Below are 21312 nucleotides of genomic sequence, written 5' to 3'. Positions count from 1 at the left end.
GCGGCACCGGGTTCAGGCCCAGGCCCAGGCCCTCGGTTAGAGGCCCAGCACCTTGAACACAAACGCGTATTCCAGCGCTACATCGCGCAACGCTTGATAGCGTCCGCTCATCCCGCCGTGGCCAGCGTCCAGCTCTGTCTTGAGCAGTAACAGATTGTCGTCGGTTTTGCTGGCGCGCAATTTAGCGACCCATTTGGCGGCCTCCCAGTACTGCACGCGGCTGTCGTTGTATCCGGCAATGACCAGCATCGCCGGGTAAGCCTGTGCGCGCACGTTTTCATAGGGCGCGTAGGCCTTGATCCGCTCATAGACGTCGGGTTCCTGCGGGTTGCCCCATTCGTCATATTCGGTGACGGTCAGGGGCAGGTCCGGGTCGAGCATGGTGTTGAGCACGTCCACAAAAGGCACTTCGGCGATGGCCGCCTTGAATAGCTCAGGCCGCTGATTGAGCACCGCGCCGATCAACAGGCCGCCCGCGCTGCCGCCACTGATGACCAGTTGCCCGGCCGTTGTCAGCCCTTGAGCGATCACATGTTCTGCGCAGGCGATGAAGTCGCTGAACGTGTTGTGCTTGTGTTCCTGTTTGCCCGCCCGGTACCAGGCTTCGCCCAACTCACCGCCGCCGCGCACGTGAGCGATGGCAAACGCCACGCCCCGATCGAGCAGGCTCAGGCGCGCATGGGAGAACCACGGGTCAAGGCTTTCACCATAGGCGCCGTAACCATACATATACAGCGGCGTCGGCTGGCCCAGGGCGCTGCGCTTGACCACCAGGCTGATCGGCACCCGGGTGCCATCAGGGGCCGTGGCCCACAGGCGCTGACTGACGTAATCGTCGGCATTGAACGGCCCCAGGACCGGGGTTTCCTTGAGCACGCTTTGCTCGCCGGTGCTCAGTGTCAGTTGACGTACTTGTGCCGGACGATTCAACGCCTCATAGCGCAAACGGATATACGGACTTTCGAACTCAAGACTGTCTTGCACATAAAGGCTGTAGGCGGCGTCTGGTAATTGCACCCGATAAGGCGTTAAACCGCTCGGACGGATCTCAATGATCGGCAGTCCACCTTCGCGAAGGCTTAAACACAGTGCATGGGCATTGAGGGTCAGGCCTTCGAGCATGACCGCGTCGTCGTGGGCAATCAGCAGCGTCCAGTCATCGCGGGTCGGTGTTTCGCCCTTGGCGTGGTACAGCGCAAAGTTGATCCCGTCCTGATTGGTGCGGATAAACCAGCTCCACTCACCCTCATACAGTCCGTGATCGACACTGTAATCGTGGCCTTCAACCCGGGGCGCAAGGCAGTGGAAGGGGCTGGCCGGTTGATCGGCATCCAGCACCCAACTTTCACTGGTGGTTTTGCTGTTGAGCAACAGGATGAGCTGGCGCTCGGAACTGGAGCGGTAGCAATGCAGGAAAAAACGCCCGTCCGGCTCATGGAACACCTCGTGCGCGGCGGTTTCTCCGAGCGTGTGGCGCAGCAGCTTGTGGGGACGGTGAGTGTCGTCCAGCGTTGCGAAAAACAGCGTCTGGCTGTCATTGGCCCACGTCATGCTGCCATCGCACGCCTCGAACGGCAGCTCAGTCACGGTCCCGCTGGTCAGCTCTTTGACGAACAGGCGGTAGGTTTCTTCGCCACTGGTGTCGAGGCTGTAAGCCAGCCGTTGATGATCCGGGCTGATACTGAACGCACCCAGGGAGATAAACCCGCCGTTGGCCAGCGCGTTCGGGTCCAGCAACACATGTTCGGCTTCTTCGTCTACCTGCTGGCTATTGTCAGCCGGGCGCGGGCAGCGGAAATGGCGGGCGTATTCTTCCCCCGCCTGGGTGCGGGTGTAGTACAGATAAGGGCCCCAAGGCGACGGCAAGGACAGATCAGTCTCGCGGATGCGGCCCTTGATCTCTTCAAACAACGCTTCACGTCGCTCCGCCTCGTCGGCCAACTGGGCTTCCTGATACTGGTTTTCCGCTTTCAGGTAGTCCAAAACCTCTTTGCTGTCGCGATTTTGTAACCACGCATAGGGGTCTGAACCCTCTATGGTGTGTGCGACTGGAGCGCTATTTGCGTAGGTAGATTCGGTCATTAACTGCTCTCGGAAACCTGAATGAAAAGAAGCCGTGCAGCCGCACTGGCTAAAAGCCGTTATCATAGCGCCTCATTGCCTGCCGACCATGGATACCATGACCGAGAACGACTATCTGATCGCTTGGGGCCTTTACGCCTTTGCCGCTTTGGGCTGCCTGCTCGTGTGGTGCCGCCTGACCCGCTTCATGTGGCGCTGGCTGCGTGAACCGCTGCGGGTACTGATGGCCGTGCTGTTGTTCAGCCCGACCATCATTGACCCGGTCAAGGAAAAGTTCGCCCCTGCGATTGCCATCACCGCCCTTGATCTGGCGTTCAAAGTGGGCAACAACGCCTGGCGGGCCGTGTCCGACCTGTTGATGTACGCCATCATTGCGTTTTGCCTGTATGGGCTGTTTGTGCTGATCCGCTGGCCCATTGAGCGCGCGAGCAAGGCCCGGCGTGCGCAAGCGGCGGCGGCCGAGCAGGCCCGCCAGAGCGATCCTGAAGACGATCAACCCTTCGGCAATGCCGGTGACGACCGTTACGGCCGTCCGGTAGCACCGCGGGTCAGCGGTTCAACCCGGGTAGAACCCAGGTTGTAACTTTTTCCGTCGAGCCTGAATGCGAGAGTGCGAGCGTGTGTGAATTACTGGGCATGAGCGCCAACGTGCCGACCGATATTGTGTTCAGCTTCACCGGCCTGATGCAGCGTGGCGGGCGCACCGGCCCGCACCGTGATGGCTGGGGGATTGCGTTCTACGAAGGGCGCGGCCTGCGCCTGTTTCAGGACCCGGCCGCCAGTTGCGACTCTGAAGTCGCCTTGCTGGTGCAGCGCTACCCGATCAAAAGCGAAGTGGTGATTGGTCATATCCGCCAGGCCAATGTCGGCAAAGTGTGTCTGTCCAATACCCACCCGTTTGTGCGCGAATTGTGGGGCCGTAATTGGTGTTTCGCCCACAACGGCCAACTGGCCGATTTCAACCCGCGCACCAGCTTCTATCGGCCGATCGGTGACACCGATAGCGAAGCAGCGTTTTGCGACGTGCTCAACCGGGTGCGCGAAGCCTTCCCCGAACCGGTGGACGTCCAAACCCTCATTCCGGTGCTGGTGGCCGCCTGTGCCGAATATCGCGGCAAAGGCGTCTTCAACTGCCTGCTCAGTGATGGCGACTGGTTGTTTTGCTACTGCTCGACCAAACTGGTGCATATCACCCGTCGAGCGCCCTTTGGCCCGGCGCGGCTCAAAGATGTCGACGTGATCGTGGATTTTCAGGCAGAAACCACCCCCAATGACGTGGTCACTGTGATTGCCACCGAGCCGTTGACTGAAAACGAAACCTGGACGCGCTATGCGCCTGGCCAGTGGGGCTTGTGGCGACGCGGCGAATGCGTCAGCCAGGGCACAACCGAATAAGGATGGGCGAGCATGTTCCTGAGTTACCTGCGGTTGGTGTTGTTCACCCTGGGCCTGTTGGTCGGCGTGCAAGTGCCGGGTTTTATCAATGACTACGCCAAGCGCGTGGAAGCTCACCTGATCGAAGCGCAAACCGGTTTGGCCGGGTTTCAAAACACTGCCAACCAGTTTTTCAACGGCGACCTGCACGCACTGGTGGCGCACTACCAGGCCAGTGACGACCCGGTATTTCGCAGCGATGCCTCAAGTCTGGGCACCTTGTTGACCCGTCAGCGCCTGCTGGACAACCAGTTCCAGGCCATGCAAGGGCCGTGGTACCTGCGCGCCCTGCACGTGGCGTACGCGGCAGACCCGGCCATCCGTCAGGAAACCTACGACGCCTACACGTATCAAGTGTTGCTGTCGCCCAGCGCCATTGGCTGGGCTATGGCCGGCGCGTTGCTGTTTTCCTTCGTGATCGAGGGCTTTTTGCGGCTCATCGACTGGGTCGTCCTGGGCGGCAAGCGTCAACGCGAACGCATTGCACGCCGTGAGCGCAGCTACTGATCTGTAGTCGCTGCGCACGCCGTTCTGCGCCCTGCGCGCCGATCGGCAACGGTTTAAACGTGGCAACTTCACCGCAATCAACTTTTCTTATCCCTGTGCCCGGCTTTTATTAGTTGGACGAACGACGTACGGCTGTCGAAAAATGTCCTACTTCTAACGATAAAAACCACAGGAGCATCATCGTGAGCCGCCTGTTATTGAACTGCGACATGGGTGAAAGTTTTGGCAGCTGGACCATGGGCCTGGATGCCGAGGTGATGCCCTTTATTGATTGCGCCAACATCGCGTGCGGCTTTCATGCCGGTGATCCGCAGATCATGCGCAAAACCGTGGCGCTGGCGCTGGAGCATGACGTCCAGATCGGTGCCCATCCGGCGTATCAGGATCTGGCAGGGTTCGGCCGCCGCTCCATGGCCTATACCGCCCAGGCGCTGCAAGACCTGCTGCATTACCAGATCGGCGCCCTGGATGGCATCTGCCGCGCCCAGGGCACGCGGGTCAGCTACGTCAAACCCCACGGTGCGCTCTACAACGACATGATGGCCAATCCCGAGCAGTTGCGCGCGGTGGTGCGCGCCGTGGCGGCCTACGATGCGAGCCTGCCGCTGATGCTGATGGCGACCCGTGATAACAGTGCCGCGCAAGCCATCGGCGATGCGTGTGGCGTGACCCTGTGGTTTGAAGCATTTGCCGATCGCGCCTATGACGCGGCCGGGCATCTGGTGTCGCGCCAATTACCGGGCGCGGTGCACCACGACCCTGCAGCCATCGTGCAGCAGGCGCTGACCCTTGCAGCGGGCCAGCCACTGACAGCCATTGATGGCAGCTCATTGCACCTGCACGCCCACACGCTGTGCGTGCATGGCGACAACGCCAGTTCGGTGGCGGCCGTGCAGCGCATTCGTTCAGCCCTGAACGGGCAACGGGCATGAAGCCGCGTATCGAAGTGGCGGCCGTCGACTGCTTGATGCTGCGGTTGTTCGATGAGATTGCCGAACACAACATGCCGTGGATGCTGGCCGCCACAGAGCGTGTGCGCAGCGGGTTTGCGGGTTTTTTGATTGATGTGGTGCCGTCCTACACCACGCTGATGATTCACTACGACGGGCTGGCGCTCAGCCCGGCACAGGCGCGCGAATTGATTCATCAGGCACTGACAGACCTGCAGCCCGCTACCGGGGACCACGGCCAATGCCATGTGCTGCCGGTGTGGTACGACCTGAGCGTGGGGCCTGAGCTGGCATTGCTGGCCCGGCGCACGGGCGAGTCGCAGGGCGAAGTGATTCGTCGTCACAGCGCGCGTCCGTATCAGGTGTTCGCATTGGGTTTCGCCCCCGGTTTTGCCTTTATGGGGCTGGTGGACGAGGTGTTGGCAGCTCCACGCCTCGACACCCCGCGCAAACGGGTGGCGGCGGGCAGTGTCGGGATTGCCGAACGCCAGACGGCGGCCTATCCGGCCCAGTCACCCGGCGGCTGGAACCTCATCGGGCGCACGCCGGTCATGCTGTTTGACCGGGAGCGGGACGGCTACAGCCTGTTGCAACCCGGCGATCGCGTGCAGTTTGAGCCGATCAGTCATAGCGAATTCATCCGCCTGGGCGGTGACGACACCCCGCAGGAGGCCTTGGCATGAGCCGATTGTTGATTCAGGCCAGCACCCCGTTGTGCCAGTTGCAGGACGCCGGACGTTTTGGTGTCCGGCACTTGGGCGTGACGCAGGGCGGCGCTGCCGACTGGCAGTCGATGACATGGGCCAACTGGCTGTTGGGCAATGGGCTGCAGGCGCCGGTGATTGAAATCACCTTGGGCGGTTTTAGCGTCACCGCCCAGCGCGATTGCACATTGGCGCTGGCGGGTGCAGACCTGGCCGCCACCGTGGATGGTCAGCCGCTCAAGCCGTGGCGCAGTTTCAGGCTGCGCCAGGGTCAGACCTTGGATTTCGTGCAGCCGCTCAACGGCGCGCGCGCTTACCTGGCCGCGCCGGGAGGCTTCGACGCGCCGCGCGTGTTGGGCAGTTGCGCCACGGTGATACGCGAGCAATTGGGCGGGCCGGATGGCAAGGGGCACGCGCTGGCGAAGGGCGCCGAGCTGGGCTTCAGTGACATTCAGCCCGCGCTGCGTGAGTTGCATCACGCCTGGATTCCCACATTCACCGACGCGGCGTCGCTGGAGGTGGTCATGGGCGCGCAGATCGGCGATTTCAGCGGGCAAAGCACGTTTGACGCCTTCAATTGCCCATGGGCACTCGACAGCCGCGCTGACCGCATGGGCATCCGCTTGCTGGGGCCGACCCTGGTGTACCAAGGGCCGCCGATGATTTCCGAAGGGATTGCGCTGGGAGCGGTGCAAGTGCCGCCGGATGGTCAGCCCATCGTGTTGCTCAATGACCGGCAAACCATCGGTGGCTACCCGCGACTGGGTGCATTGACGCCGCTGTCATTGGCCCGGCTGGCCCAGTGCCTGCCGGGACAGCGGGTGACGTTGCGCCCCACAACCCAGGAGGTTGCGCAGCGCCAGCAGGTGCAGTGGATGCAGCGCCTCAACAGCGTCTGAGCCACACCCCTCGGAGGAGGGGGGGGCGGTTCATTTCGCCAGAAAGCGCATCCCTTCTTCCAGTCCCTCCAGCGTCAGCGGGTACATGCGGTCTTCAATCAAGTCGCGCACGATGCGCGTCGAGGCCGTGTAGTTCCACGTGTCTTTGGGGTACGGGTTGATCCAGATGAGCTTTTTGTATTTCTCCATAAAACGCTGTATCCACAGGTAACCCGGTTCTTCGTTCCAGTGCTCGACGCTCCCCCCGGCATGGGTGATTTCGTACGGGCCCATGGCCGCGTCGCCGATGAAGATCACCTTGTAATCGGCGCCGTATTTGTGCAGCACATCCTGGGTCGCGATCCGTTCAACCTGCCGCCGCTGGTTGTTTTTCCACACCGACTCATAAATGAAATTGTGGAAGTAGTAATACTCCAGGTGCTTGAACTCAGTTTTGCAGGCCGAGAACAGTTCTTCGCAGATCTGCACATGGGCGTCCATCGAGCCACCAATGTCGAACAGCAACAGCAGCTTGATGGTGTTGCGCCGCTCCGGTCGCATCTGGATATTCAGCAGACCGGCGTCGCGTGCGGTGTGGTCGATGGTGCCGTCGATGTCCAGTTCATCTGCCGCACCCTGACGGGCGAACTTTCGCAAACGCCGTAGCGCAACTTTGATGTTGCGGGTGCCCAGTTCGACCTGATCGTCGAGGTTTTTGTACTCGCGCTGTTCCCAGACTTTTGCAGCTTTGCCCTGGCGCGCACCGGCATCCCCGACGCGAATGCCTTCGGGGTGATAGCCGCCGGAACCGAACGGGCTGGTACCGCCGGTGCCGATCCACTTGTTGCCCCCGGCGTGACGTTCCTTTTGCTCTTCCAGGCGCTGTTTGAACGCTTCGATGAGTTTGTCCAGCCCGCCCAGCGACTGGATCTGCGCCCGCTCTTCATCGCTCAACGAGCGCTCGAACTCCTTGCGCAGCCATTCGTCCGGGATCAGGGCTTCAAGGTGTTCATTGAGGTTTTGCAGGCCATTGAAATAAGCGCCGAAGGCGCGATCGAACTTATCGTAGTGGCGCTCGTCCTTGACCAGAATGGTGCGCGCCAAAAAGTAAAATTCGTCCATGTCGGCGAAGGTCACGCGGTGTTTGAGCGCATTGATCAGGTCCAGCAGCTCACGCACCGAAACCGGCACCTTGGCTGCGCGCATTTCATTGAACAGATTCAGCAACATGCTTATCGCCTCGGGTCAATCAACGATTGCCGCGACGGCTCATGAACGCCAGGCGCTCAAGCAATTGCACGTCCTGCTCGTTTTTCACCAGCGCGCCGGCCAGCGGCGGGATGGCCTTGGTCGGATCACGCTCGCGCAACACGGCTTCGCCGATGTTGTCGGCCATCAGCAGCTTGAGCCAGTCCACCAGCTCGGAAGTCGAAGGCTTTTTCTTCAGGCCTGGCACTTTGCGCACATCGAAGAACACGTCGAGCGCTTCGCTGACCAGTTCTTTCTTGATGTCAGGGAAGTGCACGTCGACAATTTTTTGCAGCGTGTTGCGGTCCGGGAAGCTGATGTAGTGGAAGAAGCAACGGCGCAGGAAGGCGTCCGGCAGCTCTTTCTCGTTATTGGACGTAATGATGATGATCGGGCGCACCTTGGCCTTGATCGTTTCGTCGGTCTCGTAAACGTAGAACTCCATCTTGTCGAGTTCTTGCAGCAGGTCATTGGGGAACTCGATGTCGGCCTTGTCGATTTCGTCGATCAGCAGAATCACCCGTTCTTCGGCTTCGAAGGCTTCCCACAATTTGCCTTTCTTCAGGTAATTGCGCACATCGTGGACTTTATCGACGCCCAGCTGTGAATCGCGCAGACGACTGACCGCATCGTATTCATAAAGGCCCTGGTGGGCTTTGGTCGTGGATTTGATATGCCAGGTGATCAGCTTGCAGCCGAAAGACTCGGCCAGTTGCTCGGCCAGCATGGTCTTGCCGGTGCCGGGCTCGCCCTTGACCAGCAGCGGGCGTTCCAGGGTAATGGCCGCGTTGACCGCCAGCTTCAGGTCATCAGTGGCCACGTAGGCGCGGGTACCTTCAAACTTCATCTGCACATCCTCAAACCATGAACCCGGTCTGCACAGGGCAGGGCGGGCGACTAAAAAAGTATGTCCGACTATAACGCGGCACCCGCGTGGCGTGAACGCAAACGCCTCATTCAGTCTGTGAACGGGCCGTCACGCCATGACTGGACGCACGCGAACACGAAGCCTACCCTTGGAGCCTTTCCGAAAAGTGCATAAGGGACCCCCGTCATGAGTCGCATTTTTGCAGATAACGCTCATTCCATCGGTAATACACCGCTGGTAATGATCAACCGCATTGGGCCCCGTGGTGTCACGATTCTGGCCAAGATCGAAGGGCGTAATCCGGGGTATTCGGTTAAATGCCGGATTGGCGCCAACATGATCTGGGACGCCGAGAGCCGCGGGGTACTTAAACAGGGCATGACCATCATTGAGCCCACGTCGGGCAATACCGGCATTGGCCTGGCCTTCGTGGCCGCTGCACGCGGTTACAAATTGATGCTGACCATGCCGTCGTCCATGAGCCTTGAACGTCGCAAAGTGCTCAAGGCACTGGGCGCCGAGCTGGTCCTGACTGAACCGGCCAAAGGCATGAAAGGCGCGATCGACAAGGCCGCTGAAATCCAGGCCAGCGACCCTGCCCAGTACTTCATGCCGCAACAATTCGAAAACCCTGCCAACCCTGCCATCCACGAAAAAAACACCGGCCCCGAAATCTGGAACGACACCGAAGGGCGTGTCGATGTGCTGGTTTCAGGCGTGGGCACGGGCGGCACCATCACGGGTATTTCACGGTACATCAAGCACACGCTGGGTCAGCCGCTGACGTCAGTGGCCGTTGAACCCATCACCTCGCCTGTCATCACCCAAGCGCTGGCCGGTCAGGCCATCCAGCCTGCGCCGCACAAAATCCAGGGCATCGGTGCCGGTTTTGTGCCAAAAAACCTCGACCTGTCGATTGTCGATCAGGTTGAGCTGGTCAGTGACGATGAGTCCAAGGCCATGGCGCTGCGCCTGATGCATGAAGAAGGCATTCTGTGCGGCATCTCCTGCGGTGCGGCCATGGCAGTGGCGGTGCGGCTGGCCGAAAAACCGGAGATGCAAGGCAAGACGATTGTGGTGATCCTGCCGGACTCGGGCGAACGTTACCTGTCGAGCTTTCTGTTCAGCGACATGTTCAGTGAGCAGGAACTGGAGCAGTAAGGCCACGATTGTCGCGGCCCAGGGCGGCGCAGGCAGCCGGGCTCACCGCGCCTGCGCAAGCGCCGCCTGTCGCGTCCCGGCCCGCATCAGCGACAGGTTTTGCCTGACTCACATCAAGCGATTTCGCCTCGGCCTATGCTATTAAATGCGCTGTTACGTAATCCTTAACACTGAATGTTGGATCACGCGGGTTTTGTCCTGCGCCGGTAGTGTTTATCATGCCCGGCTGCCACATCGGGCTATCGGTGCCGCACAGTTTTTTCGAGGAGTTGTTGCATGACCTTATCCTTCGCCATCAAGGCAGGGCTGATACTGCTGTTTGTCGGCAGCATCCTTTACGTGCACTTGCGCGGCAAGGCGCGCTTGCCGGTGTTGCGTCAGTTCGTCAACCACTCCGCTTTTTTTGCGCCGTACAACGCCTTGATGTACCTGTTCTCCGGTGTGCCGTCCAAACCTTACCTGGACCGCAGCAAATTCCCCGAGCTGGATATCCTCAAGGACAACTGGCAGGCGATTCGCGAAGAGGCCATGCACCTGTTCGACGAGGGCTATATCCGCGCCGCCGAAAAGAACAACGACGCAGGCTTCGGTTCGTTCTTCAAAAAAGGCTGGAAGCGCTTTTACCTCAAGTGGTATGACAAGCCGCTGCCTTCCGCAGAGCTGCTTTGCCCGAAAACCGTGGCGCTGGTCAACAGCATTCCTAACGTCAAAGGCGCGATGTTTGCCTTGCTGCCGGGCGGCAGTCACCTCAACCCGCACCGCGACCCGTTTGCCGGTTCACTGCGTTATCACCTCGGACTGTCAACGCCCAACTCCGACGCGTGCCGCATCTTTGTGGACGGCGAGGAGTACGCCTGGCGTGATGGCGAAGACGTGATGTTCGATGAAACCTACGTGCATTGGGTCAAAAACGAAACCGACATCACCCGCGTCATCCTGTTCTGTGACGTGGAACGCCCGTTGACCAACCGCCTCATGACCAAGATCAACCGCTGGGTCAGCGCTCAGTTGGGCAAAGCCACCGCGCCGCAAAACCTGGACGACGAACGGGTAGGCGGTATCAACAAAGCCTACGCCTGGAGCAAACGCTTCAGCGATCGCTTCAGTGGCGTGGTCAAGCAGTGGAAACGCCGCAACCCCAAGCTGTACCGCATCATGCGCCCGGTGTTGGCGGTGCTGGTGCTGGTGCTGCTGTGGCGCTGGTTGTTCGGTTAACGTATTGCCAATTGTATCGGGCGCTGGTTATAGTCGGCGCTCGATACCCTTCAGAACGATCAGCCCATGTCGGTTTCTCTTCCACACCGCGTTGTCGATTCAGCAGTCACTGCTGACGCAGTGCCGTGTGCGAATCAGCAGCCGGAGCAGATCATTCACTCCCCCCCTCCTGTCAGCAGCACTGTGGTGTACGTCGTCGTATCGCCACCGGGTGTTGTGACGGGCTGAGCCGAGCCTTCGGCTACCCGTACCCGTCTGAAAAACCACTGAACTTCAGCCTTGGCTGAGTGGCCTTTTTGCCTGATGACAGGTGTAACTCATGTATTCGATCTCAAAAGATACCGCGCTGGCGGCTGCCTCCACGTGTGTGTTTGTGTTGCTGTGGAGCAGCGGCGCGATCTTCTCCAAATGGGGCTTGGCCCACGCGTCGCCCTTTGCGTTTTTATTGATCCGCTTTGCCATCGCGCTATTGGCGCTGGTGCTGTTGATCCCCTTGCTCAAACTCCAGCGGCCGCGCGGGGCCCGGGCGGTGCGGTATGCATTGGCCACCGGGGCGGTCTTGCTGGGCGCCTATCAGATTTTTTACATGCTGGCGCTGTCGCTTCACATCACGCCGGGCGTCATGGCCACGGTCATGGGCGTCCAGCCGATTCTGACCGCTGTGATCCTGGAGCGGCGCCTTTGCTGGAGCCGACTGCTGGGGCTGTTTCTGGGGTTGGCCGGGCTGATTCTGGTGGTGTACCAGGGCATCGGGCTGGCGGGCATGTCATGGCAAGGCATGCTGTTCGCGGTGCTGGCGCTGGGGAGCATGACGTTCGGCACCCTGATGCAAAAGCGCATCACCCATAACCCGTTGGGCACCTTGCCGTTGCAGTACCTTGCCGGGCTGGTGGTGTGCGCGGTGTTCGTGCCGTTTCAACCCTTTAACGTCCAGTACAGCGCAGGCTTTGTAATTCCGGTGTTGTGGATGGGGCTGGTGGTCTCGGTGCTGGCCACCTTGCTGCTGTACCGGATGATTGCGCGGGGCAACCTGGTCAATGTCACCAGCCTGTTTTACCTGGTGCCTGCCGTCACAGCCGTCATGGACTACCTGGTTTTCGGCAATACCCTCGCGGCGTTGAGCCTGCTGGGCATGGCCATGATCATCGTGGGCCTGATGTTCGTGTTCCGTAATACCGCGTAACCGCTGAGCCGGGCTGCGAAGGGGCTATGCGGCCTTCTTCGCAGCTTGTTTGAGTCACGGTATCAAGGCCGTCCGGGCCTGAGCACCAGCCACAGCGCCACGGCGATCAACAGCCCGCCATACACGTGCGCCATCGACAGCGGCTCGTCCAGAAACAGTGCGCCCCACAGCACGCCAAACGGCGGGATCATAAAGGTCACAGTCATGGACTTGACCGGACCGATACTGGTCAGCAGGCGGAAGTACAAAATGTACGCAAACGCTGTGCACAACAGGCCCAACCCGAGCAGCGACAACCACACGCTTGTACCACCCCAACTGGCGGGTGGCTGATGGATCAGGCTGCCCGCAAACAGCGGCAGCAGAAACAGCGTGGCTCCGAGCATGCTGCCCAGCGCCGAGAGACGCGGGTCCAGCCCACCTTGCTGATCCAGCCAGCGGCGCGCCAAAAAGCCAGCGAAGCCGTAGCAGGTGGTGGCAAGCAAGCAGGCGAGGGCGCCCATCAGCAAGTCCATGTCAAACGCGACAGGCCCTGCCCGGGTCAGAATGCCCACCCCCAACAGGCCCAAAAACACCCCTGCCATTTTGGTCAGCGTGAGTTTTTCACTGAAAAACAGGCCGCCAATCAGCACGCCCATCAGCGGCGTGGTGGCGTTGAAAATGGCTGAATACCCGGCAGGCAGCACCTGGGCCGCCACGGAATACAGCGTGGCCGGTATGCCTGAGTTAATGACCCCCAGGATCAGCACCACTTTGAATTTGCCGCCGAAATTCCAGCTGACACGCATCATCGTCAGCATCACCAGCAATCCGGTGGCCGCGATGGACACACGAAAGAAAGCAGTAGGGATGGAGCCGAGAACCGGTGCGATGATCCGCATAAACAAAAAGCTGGCGCCCCAAATGCCTGCCAGCGACAGCATGCGCACGATATCGACAAGTCTCACGGATGTTTCCTTACAGGTTTTGTGGCGGGCAGTGTAGGGGATGCTGCGCGCAAGGCAATGGTTGCGTCCGGTAACAATTGGCCTCTAAGCTCAGGCGCATAACAACATCCACGACGTTCGTGCAGAGGTTTTCCCCATGCCCCGTACCTGGCCGGCCGACGCCATCGCAACACTGATTCTCGATGGCTTCGATGATTACCGTGAGCACTTTCGGCAAATCACCGACGGCGCCCGCGCCCGGTTTGAAGGCGCGCTGTGGCAGGACGCGCAGGAGGCTTCCGCCGCACGGATCAACCTCTATGAGCAAAAAGTCAGTCAGGTCCGCCAGCGGTTGCAATCGGCGTTCGCTGAACAGGGTTTGCTGGATGCCAGCCAGTGGCCCTTGGTCAAGCACGCGTACATCCGCCTGATTGATCCGCGGCTGGACGATGAGCTGGCCGAGACCTGGTACAACTCGACGTTTTGCAGCCTGTTCAGCCACGACCTGATCAGCGACGACTGCATGTTCATTCACACCACGCGCCCGGCCTTGCGTCAGCCGCGGGCCGCACAAACCCGCACGTATCGCCCCGCCGGGCAGTTAAGCCTCACGCTCACGCAGATCTTCAGCGACTACGCGTTCAGTGAGGCGTACGCCGATTTACCGGGCGACGTGCGCAGGCTGGAAGCACACCTGCGTGAAAGCCTGCCCGACTGGGTGTGCAAAGACCCGGACATGAGCATCGAACTGTTTGGCTCGGTGTTGTACCGCAACAAGGGGGCCTATCTGGTAGGGCGCCTCTACACCCGTGACGAGCAATGGCCGCTGGTGATCCCGCTGCTGCACCGCGAAGGACGGGGCATTCAGATAGACGCTTTGATCACCGACGAAGCCGAAGTGTCGATCATTTTCTCCTTCACCCGTTCGTACTTCATGGTCGATGTACCAGTGCCCGCCGAGTTTGTCGGCTTTCTCAAACGCATCCTGCCGGGCAAGCACATCGCCGAGCTCTACACCTCCATCGGGTTTTACAAACACGGGAAGTCCGAGTTCTACCGCGCCCTCATCAACCACCTGGCCACCACGGATGACCGCTTCATCATGGCCCCCGGCGTGCGCGGCATGGTCATGACCGTGTTCACCCTGCCGGGCTTCAACACCGTGTTCAAACTGATCAAGGACAAGTTTTCACCCTCCAAAAACGTCAATCGGGCCACGGTCATTGAAAAATACCGGCTGGTCAAAAGCGTGGATCGGGTCGGGCGCATGGCCGACACCCAGGAATTTGCGGATTTCCGTTTCCCGTTAAGCAAGTTCGAGCCCGAGTGCCTGGCCGAGCTGCTGGACGTGGCGCCGTCCACGGTCGAGGTGGAAGGCGACACGGTACTGATTCGCCACTGTTGGACCGAGCGGCGCATGACCCCGCTCAACTTGTACCTGGAAAACGCCAACCCTGCGCAAATCCGCGAAGCCCTGGACGACTATGGGTTAGCGATCAAACAACTGGCGGCGGCCAACATCTTCCCCGGCGACATGCTGTTGAAAAACTTTGGCGTCACCCGCCATGGCCGCGTCGTGTTCTACGACTATGACGAAATCTGCTTTCTGACCGAAGCCAACTTCCGCCACATCCCCCAGCCGCGCACCCCGGAAGACGAAATGGCCAGCGAGCCGTGGTACTCCATCGGTCCGCTGGACGTGTTCCCAGAAGAGTTTCCGCCGTTCCTGTTCGCCGATGCCAGCCAGCGCCGTTTGTTCGACGAGCTGCACGGTGAAATCTACGACGCCGATTACTGGAAAGCCCTGCAAGCCTCCATCGCGTCAGGCAAGGTGATCGATGTGTTTCCTTATCGGCGGCGGGGATGATGCTGCGCAGGGGAGGCGTTTCTTGACACCTTCCGGATACGCACAACTGAGCGTCGTCGTGCTACAGATTCGTGCTTGGGCCCTTAAATCTGCGACAATCCGCCCCCTGCCTTTACCAAGACTGTTACGCACCTGATGACTGACGAATCGCCTGCTATCGACAAGCTGTTGAAAAACCTCGATCACGCCATGATTGCCGACCGCCACACGCTGCGTCGGCAGTTGCATGAGCTGCGCAAAAAACCGGACGACGCCAAGCTGGCGGCCTGGGTGGCGCGGGTCGAGGCGTCGTGCGCGCAGGTTACGGCGCGGGCGGCCAGTGTGCCGTTGATTCGCTATGACGAACACTTGCCGATCGCCGCCAAGCGCGATGAGATCAAGGCCGCGCTGCTCAAGCATCAGGTGTTGATTCTGGCCGGTGAAACCGGTTCGGGCAAAACCACCCAGCTGCCGAAAATCTGCCTGGAGATCGGGCGCGGTCAGCACGGTTTGATTGGCCATACGCAGCCCCGGCGTATCGCCGCGCGCAGCGTGGCCAGTCGCGTGGCCGAGGAGCTGGGGACGCCGTTGGGCGCGTTGGTCGGCTATCAGGTGCGGTTTGAGGATCAGAGCGATTCCAACACGCTGATCAAGTTGATGACCGACGGGATTTTGCTGGCCGAAACCCAGCACGACCGCTTCCTCGAACGCTACGACACGATCATCGTCGACGAAGCCCACGAACGCAGCCTGAACATCGACTTTTTGCTGGGTTACCTGAAAATCCTGTTGCCCCGGCGCCCGGACCTCAAGGTCATCATTACCTCGGCCACCATCGATCTGGAGCGTTTCTCCAAGCACTTCAACGATGCGCCGATTGTGGAAGTCTCGGGCCGCACGTTCCCGGTCGAGACCTGGTATCGCCCGTTGACCGCCGAGCAGGACGAGGAGGGCAACAGCGTCGAAGAGGATTTGAGTGTCGATCAGGCGATCATTGCGACGCTGGACGAAATTGCCGCCCACGAGCGCCATGAGCGCAAGAGCCCCGGCGACGTGCTGGTGTTTTTGCCCGGCGAGCGCGAAATCCGCGATGCCGCCGACATGTTGCGCAAGGCCCAGCTCAAACACACCGAAATCCTGCCGTTGTATGCACGACTGTCACCGGCCGAGCAGCAGCGGATCTTCCAGTCGCACCCCGGACGCCGTGTAGTCTTGGCGACCAACGTCGCAGAAACCTCCCTGACGGTGCCGGGCATTCGTTATGTGATTGACAGCGGCACCGCACGTATCAGCCGCTACAGCTACCGGGCCAAGGTCCAGCGTTTGCCGATCGAAGCCATTTCCCAGGCCAGTGCCAATCAGCGCAAGGGCCGCTGCGGGCGGGTTGAGCCGGGTATCTGCGTGCGCTTGTACGCCGAAGAAGACTTCAACGGGCGCCCGGAATTTACCGACCCCGAGATTCTGCGTACCAACCTTGCGGCCGTCATCCTGCAAATGCTGCACCTGCGTCTGGGGGAAATTACGGCGTTCCCGTTCATCGAGCCGCCAGACGGCAAAGCCATCACGGACGGCTTCAACCTGTTGCAGGAGCTGTCCGCCGTCAACCGCGAAAACCAGCTGACGCCGCTGGGCCGCCAACTGGCGCGCCTGCCGGTCGACCCGCGCATGGGGCGCATGCTGCTTGAAGCGGCCAAGCTCGGCAGCTTGCAGGAAGTGTTGATCGTGGCCAGTGCGATGTCGGTGCAAGACCCGCGCGAGCGTCCCCCGGAGCGTCAGCAGGCGGCCGATCAGGCCCACGCGCAATGGAAGGATGTGGACTCGGACTTTGCCGCGCTGATCAATGTGTGGCGCGGATTTGAAGAGCAGCGCCAGGCGCTGACCGCCAGTCCGCTGCGCAACTGGTGCCGCAAGAATTTCCTGAACTACCTGCGCTTGCGCGAGTGGCGCGATTCTCACCGTCAACTGAGCTTGATCTGCCGTGACCTGCAACTGTCGGTCAATAAAGAACCGGCGGATTACCCCAAGCTGCACAAGGCCGTGTTGTCGGGGTTGCTCAGCCAGATCGGGCAGAAGTCCGAAGAAGGTGATTACCTGGGCGCGCGTCAGCGTCGGTTCTGGATTCACCCGTCTTCGGGGTTGGGCAAAAAACGCCCGCAATGGCTGATGACCGCCGAGCTGGTGGAAACCACCAAGCTGTATGCGCGCATGGTGGCCAAGATCGAGCCGGACTGGATCGAGCCGCTGGCCGGGCATCTGGTCAAAAAGAATTACTTTGAGCCGCACTGGGAGAAAAAACGCGGGCAAGTGGTGGCCTTTGAGCAAATCACGCTGTTCGGTTTGATCGTGGTGGGCCGTCGCCCCGTGCATTACGGGCCGATTGACCCGGTGCTGTCCCGTGAGCTGTTTATCCGCGAAGGGCTGGTGCGCGGTGAGATCCAGTCGCGGGCCAAGTGCCTGGCGGCCAATGCCCGGTTGCTGGAACAGCTCGACGAGCTGGAAGCCAAGGCCCGGCGCCGTGACATTCTGGCGGACGAAGAGACCCTGTTTGCGTTCTACGACGCGCGCCTGCCCGCCGAGATTCATCAGACCGCGACTTTCGACAGCTGGTACCGGGTCAACAGTCAGAAAGACCCGCAGCTGTTGATCATGCGCGAAGAAGACGTGCTGGCCCGCGAGGCCACTGAAATCACCGCCCAGCATTACCCGGACACATTGCGTCTGGGGGATTTGACGCTGGCGCTCAGTTATCACTTTGAGCCGAACCACCCCCGTGACGGGGTGACGGTCAAAGTGCCCGCGCCGCTGTTGCCCGTGCTGCCGCCCGAGCGCCTGGAGTGGCTGGTGCCGGGGATGATTGAGGCCAAGTGCATCGCGCTAGTGCGCAGCCTGCCCAAGGCATTGCGCAAGAACTTCGTGCCGGTGCCGGACTTCGTCAAGGCTGCGTTGCAGCGTATGGAGTTTGGTCAGGGTTCGTTGCCCCAGGCGCTGGGGCGTGAACTGTTGCGCATGACAGGCGTGCGGGTCAGTGATGAGGCGTGGGCCGAGGCGGCGCAGCAGGTCGACAGTCATCTGCGGATGAACCTGGAAATCGTCGACGCCCATGGCAAGTTCCTTGGCGAAGGCCGCGATCTGGCCGAGCTGACCGCGCGTTTTGCTGAAGCCAGCCAAGCCGCTCTGGCGGTGCCGCAGAGCGCTGAAAGCCAACAGCCGGTGCAGGCCAGGGGCTTTGCCCCGGTGGCGGAGAAAACCCAGCAAAAGATTGCCGGTTTGTCGATGACGGTGTACCCGGCGCTGGTCGAAGAGGGCAATACGGTCAAGGAAGGTCGATTCTCGACCCCGGCCGAGGCCGAATACCAGCACCGTCGCGCCCTGCAGCGCTTGCTGATGCAACAGTTGGCCGAACCTGCGAAGTTCCTGCGGGGCAAATTGCCGGGGCTGACCGAACTGGGCTTGCTGTACCGCGAGCTGGGACGGGTTGAAAGTCTGGTCGAAGACATTCTGCTGGCCAGCCTCGACAGCTGCATTCTTGAAGGCGAGGCCGTGCTGCCCCGTGATGGCGCCGGGCTGGCTTCACTGGCCGAACGCAAGCGCGCCGGCTGGACGGAACACGCGGAAAAACTGGCGAAACTGACGCTGGACATCCTCAAGCTGTGGCACGGTCTGCAAAAGCGCTTCAAAGGCAAGATCGACCTGGCCCAGGCCGTGGCGTTGAATGACATCAAGCAGCAACTGAGCCATTTGGTGTACCCCGGATTTGTCCGGGAAACCCCCGCGATGTGGCTCAAGGAGCTGCCGCGTTACCTCAAGGCCATTGAACTGCGCCTGGAGAAACTGCCGGGCCAGGTGCAAAAAGATCGGGTGTGGAGCGGCGAATTGAGTGGGCTGTGGGCGCAGTATCAAGCCCGCGCCACCAAGCATGCGCAGGAAGGCAAGCGCGATCCGCAACTGGAGCTATACCGCTGGTGGCTGGAAGAATACCGGGTGTCGCTGTTCGGCCAGCAACTGGGCACCAAGGTGCCGATTTCTGACAAGCGCCTGAGCAAACAGTGGAGCCAGGTGGAGGCGTGACACGCGCCTGCGGCCGTCGATGCGGCGATAACGCAAATGTTGCCTTTTATGGCAAACTTCGCGGCTATTAAGTCCAGACACGTATGTGATCCAAGGCACTTCACCCCCGTTTGTCCGGGGTGAGTCCTTTTATGATTTGGTACGCAAGTACCAATATTTTCTGCTTGAACAGAACAGAGGAACGACCGTGCATAACGTCGTCATCAGCGGCACCGGCCTGTATACCCCGGCCAACAGCATCTCCAACGAAGAGCTGGTGCAGTCTTTCAATACCTATGTGCAACAGTTCAACGCCGAACACGCGGCTGCCATCGAGGCCGGTGAGATCCAGCCTCTGGCCGAATCCAGCGCGGCCTTTATCGAAAAAGCCTCCGGCATCAAAAGCCGTTTTGTCATGGACAAGGACGGCATCCTTGACCCGCAGCGCATGCGCCCGCGTCTGCCGGAGCGTTCCAACGACGAAATGTCGGTGCTCTGCGAAATGGCGGTCGGCGCGGCACAGCAAGCGCTGGAGCGCGCAGGCAAAACCGCAGCCGATATCGACGGCGTGATCGTGGCGTGCTCCAACCTGCAACGCCCGTACCCGGCCATTGCCATCGAGGTGCAACACGCACTGGGCATTCAGGGTTTTGGTTTTGACATGAACGTCGCCTGCTCGTCCGCGACCTTCGGCATCCAGACCGCCAGCAACAGCGTGCAGTTGGGCCAGGCCCGCGCCGTGTTGCTAATCAGCCCCGAAGTGTGCACCGGCCACCTGAACTTCCGGGACCGTGACAGCCATTTCATCTTTGGTGATGCGGCGACGGCCGTGGTGATCGAGCGCGCTGACCTGGCGACTTCGGCACATCAATTCGACATCGTCAGCAGCAAATTGCTGACAACCTTTTCGAACAACATCCGCAACAATTTCGGCTTCCTGAACCGTGCTTCGGACGAACCTGCCGACAGCCCGGACAAATTGTTCGTGCAGGAAGGGCGCAAAGTGTTCCGTGACGTGTGCCCGATGGTGGCCGAGCTGATCGGGCAACACCTCGAAGAAAACCAGTTGGACGTGGCCGACGTGAAGCGCTTCTGGCTGCACCAGGCCAACCTCAGCATGAACCACCTGATCGTCAAGCGCCTGCTGGGCCGTGAAGCCTCGGTCGAAGAAGCGCCGGTAATTCTGGATACTTACGCCAACACCAGTTCGGCGGGATCGGTGATTGCGTTCCATAAGTACCAGGATGACTTGCCTAACGGCGCGCTGGCCATTCTCAGTTCGTTCGGTGCGGGTTACTCCATCGGTAGCGTGATTCTGCGCAAGCGTTAATCCCCTTGCAGGGTCGTTGTCCAGATAGGGCAGCGGCCCTGATGATGTGAGGCCTGATGGCTGACTCTGAATTACTTGCCCGCCTGCTGGCGGGTGATGACCGGGCGTTTCGCGAGCTGGTCAGCACCTATCAAAGTGCCATGCGTGCCGTGGCGTACGCGATTGTCGGCAGTCGTCATGCAGACGAAGCGGTGCAAGACGCCTGGTTGTCGGTGGTGCGCAATCTGGACGGGTTCGAAGGTCGATCCAGTCTGAAAACCTGGTTGCTGACGATCACGGCCAACGCGGCCAAAAACCGCTACAAACAGAATCGGCGCGAAGTGCTGCTCGATGACCTGCCATCGCCCCACGGCAGTGTTGACGATGACCGTTTCTCCAGTGATGGCCATTGGCTGTTGGCGCCTTTTGCCTGGCATCAGGACACCCCGGAAGCCTTGTTGACGGAGGACGAACTGCGTGAGTGCCTTGAGCACACCTTGCTCAGCCTGCCGCAGTTGCAAAACAGTGTGCTGGTGTTGCGCGAGCGCGAAGGGCTGGCGCTGGAAGACATTTGTAATCTTCTGCAGATAACGCTCTCTAATGCCCGGGTGCTGATACATCGTGCCCGGCTTAAAGTCTTCGCGACGGTGGAGCATTTCGAGGAAACCGGTGAATGTTGACCTGCAAACAGCAAGTTGCCCGTTCAAGTGATTATCTGGATGGCCAGTTGACCTTTCGTGAGCGGCTGCTGGTGCGCCATCATTTGCTGTTTTGCCCTAACTGCCGTCGGTTCATCAAGCAAATGCGGTTGCTCAATGCCACCCTCAAACACGTGCCGCAGGCCCCGCCAGCGGACCTTGAGGCGACGGTTGAACGAATGGTGCGTGAGCGGTCGCGTCACCAAAAAGGGGACTAAAGACAAGGCGCCGTCGACGGATGAAGGGGATCGACGGC

General features: G+C 60.4%; 18 protein-coding genes. 14 read left to right on the top strand and 4 right to left on the bottom strand.

The genetic code is table 11. The features are described 5' to 3' along the window. Positions 1-36 precede the first annotated feature (36 nt). Complete coding sequence (locus IF654_RS15160; RefSeq protein WP_094987467.1) at positions 37-2082, bottom strand: S9 family peptidase; 2046 nt, start codon at positions 2080-2082, stop codon at positions 37-39. An 88-nt stretch (positions 2083-2170) separates the two neighbouring features. Between IF654_RS15160 and IF654_RS15155 the strand changes: the two genes are divergently transcribed. The 6 genes from IF654_RS15155 to IF654_RS15130 all read left to right on the top strand — a co-directional run bounded on the left by IF654_RS15155 (position 2171) and on the right by IF654_RS15130 (position 6576). Beyond that, positions 2171-2665, top strand: coding sequence for a hypothetical protein (locus tag IF654_RS15155; protein ID WP_047276208.1), 495 nt, complete (start codon positions 2171-2173; stop codon positions 2663-2665). 35 nt (positions 2666-2700) lie between these two features. After that, a complete protein-coding gene (locus tag IF654_RS15150) occupies positions 2701-3477 on the top strand; it encodes a class II glutamine amidotransferase (RefSeq protein ID WP_047276072.1) in 777 nt (258 codons plus the stop codon). 12 nt (positions 3478-3489) lie between these two features. Further along, the gene (locus tag IF654_RS15145) at positions 3490-4023 is read left to right on the top strand and encodes a DUF2937 family protein (protein ID WP_047276074.1); all 534 of its coding nucleotides are present in this window, start codon (positions 3490-3492) and stop codon (positions 4021-4023) included. A gap of 182 nt (positions 4024-4205) precedes the next feature. Beyond that, entirely contained in the window at positions 4206-4955 is a 750-nt protein-coding gene (locus IF654_RS15140) for a 5-oxoprolinase subunit PxpA (RefSeq protein ID WP_047276099.1), read from the top strand. Further along, a complete protein-coding gene (locus IF654_RS15135) occupies positions 4952-5656 on the top strand; it encodes a 5-oxoprolinase subunit B family protein (RefSeq protein ID WP_047276078.1) in 705 nt (234 codons plus the stop codon). Before IF654_RS15140 ends, IF654_RS15135 begins: the two co-directional genes overlap by 4 nt. After that, entirely contained in the window at positions 5653-6576 is a 924-nt protein-coding gene (locus IF654_RS15130; protein ID WP_094987469.1) for a 5-oxoprolinase subunit C family protein, read from the top strand. The genes IF654_RS15135 and IF654_RS15130 overlap by 4 nt, the downstream gene beginning before the upstream one ends. Positions 6577-6606: 30 nt before the next feature. Here IF654_RS15130 and IF654_RS15125 read toward each other — a convergent pair whose 3' ends face one another. Further along, positions 6607-7785: a vWA domain-containing protein gene (locus IF654_RS15125; RefSeq protein WP_194862270.1), complete on the bottom strand. Its 1179-nt coding sequence runs from the start codon at positions 7783-7785 to the stop codon at positions 6607-6609. 19 nt (positions 7786-7804) lie between these two features. Further along, on the bottom strand, positions 7805-8650 hold the full coding sequence (locus tag IF654_RS15120) for an AAA family ATPase (protein ID WP_047276083.1): 846 nt from the start codon (positions 8648-8650) through the stop codon (positions 7805-7807). Between the two features lie 207 nt (positions 8651-8857). Between IF654_RS15120 and cysK the strand changes: the two genes are divergently transcribed. The 3 genes from cysK (at position 8858) to IF654_RS15105 (ending at position 12230) form a co-directional block, all read left to right on the top strand. Beyond that, positions 8858-9832, top strand: a complete 975-nt coding sequence (gene cysK / locus IF654_RS15115) for a cysteine synthase A (protein WP_194862271.1) — start codon at positions 8858-8860, stop codon at positions 9830-9832. 276 nt (positions 9833-10108) lie between these two features. Further along, positions 10109-11047: an aspartyl/asparaginyl beta-hydroxylase domain-containing protein gene (locus IF654_RS15110; RefSeq protein WP_047276087.1), complete on the top strand. Its 939-nt coding sequence runs from the start codon at positions 10109-10111 to the stop codon at positions 11045-11047. Positions 11048-11366: 319 nt separating this feature from the next. Then, positions 11367-12230, top strand: a complete 864-nt coding sequence (locus IF654_RS15105; protein ID WP_094987470.1) for a DMT family transporter — start codon at positions 11367-11369, stop codon at positions 12228-12230. Between the two features lie 62 nt (positions 12231-12292). Here IF654_RS15105 and IF654_RS15100 read toward each other — a convergent pair whose 3' ends face one another. Continuing rightward, on the bottom strand, positions 12293-13177 hold the full coding sequence (locus IF654_RS15100; protein ID WP_047276086.1) for a DMT family transporter: 885 nt from the start codon (positions 13175-13177) through the stop codon (positions 12293-12295). A 136-nt stretch (positions 13178-13313) separates the two neighbouring features. Between IF654_RS15100 and aceK the strand changes: the two genes are divergently transcribed. From aceK to IF654_RS15075, 5 genes are all read left to right on the top strand, one after another. Then, positions 13314-15023, top strand: coding sequence for a bifunctional isocitrate dehydrogenase kinase/phosphatase (aceK, locus tag IF654_RS15095; RefSeq protein ID WP_047280903.1), 1710 nt, complete (start codon positions 13314-13316; stop codon positions 15021-15023). Between the two features lie 135 nt (positions 15024-15158). Further along, on the top strand, positions 15159-19070 hold the full coding sequence (hrpA, locus tag IF654_RS15090) for an ATP-dependent RNA helicase HrpA (protein WP_047276082.1): 3912 nt from the start codon (positions 15159-15161) through the stop codon (positions 19068-19070). A gap of 187 nt (positions 19071-19257) precedes the next feature. Then, complete coding sequence (locus IF654_RS15085; protein WP_047276080.1) at positions 19258-20379, top strand: beta-ketoacyl-ACP synthase III; 1122 nt, start codon at positions 19258-19260, stop codon at positions 20377-20379. Between the two features lie 56 nt (positions 20380-20435). Beyond that, positions 20436-21038: an RNA polymerase sigma factor gene (locus IF654_RS15080; RefSeq protein ID WP_047276077.1), complete on the top strand. Its 603-nt coding sequence runs from the start codon at positions 20436-20438 to the stop codon at positions 21036-21038. Further along, on the top strand, positions 21032-21274 hold the full coding sequence (locus IF654_RS15075) for an anti-sigma factor family protein (RefSeq protein ID WP_047276075.1): 243 nt from the start codon (positions 21032-21034) through the stop codon (positions 21272-21274). The genes IF654_RS15080 and IF654_RS15075 overlap by 7 nt, the downstream gene beginning before the upstream one ends. Positions 21275-21312 lie beyond the last annotated feature (38 nt).

The sequence above is a fragment of the Pseudomonas lundensis genome (assembly GCF_015377145.2).
GTDB lineage: Bacteria > Pseudomonadota > Gammaproteobacteria > Pseudomonadales > Pseudomonadaceae > Aquipseudomonas > Aquipseudomonas lundensis.
The sequence above is the reverse complement of the archived record's forward strand: the minus strand, read 5'-3'. Positions and strand labels throughout refer to the sequence as shown.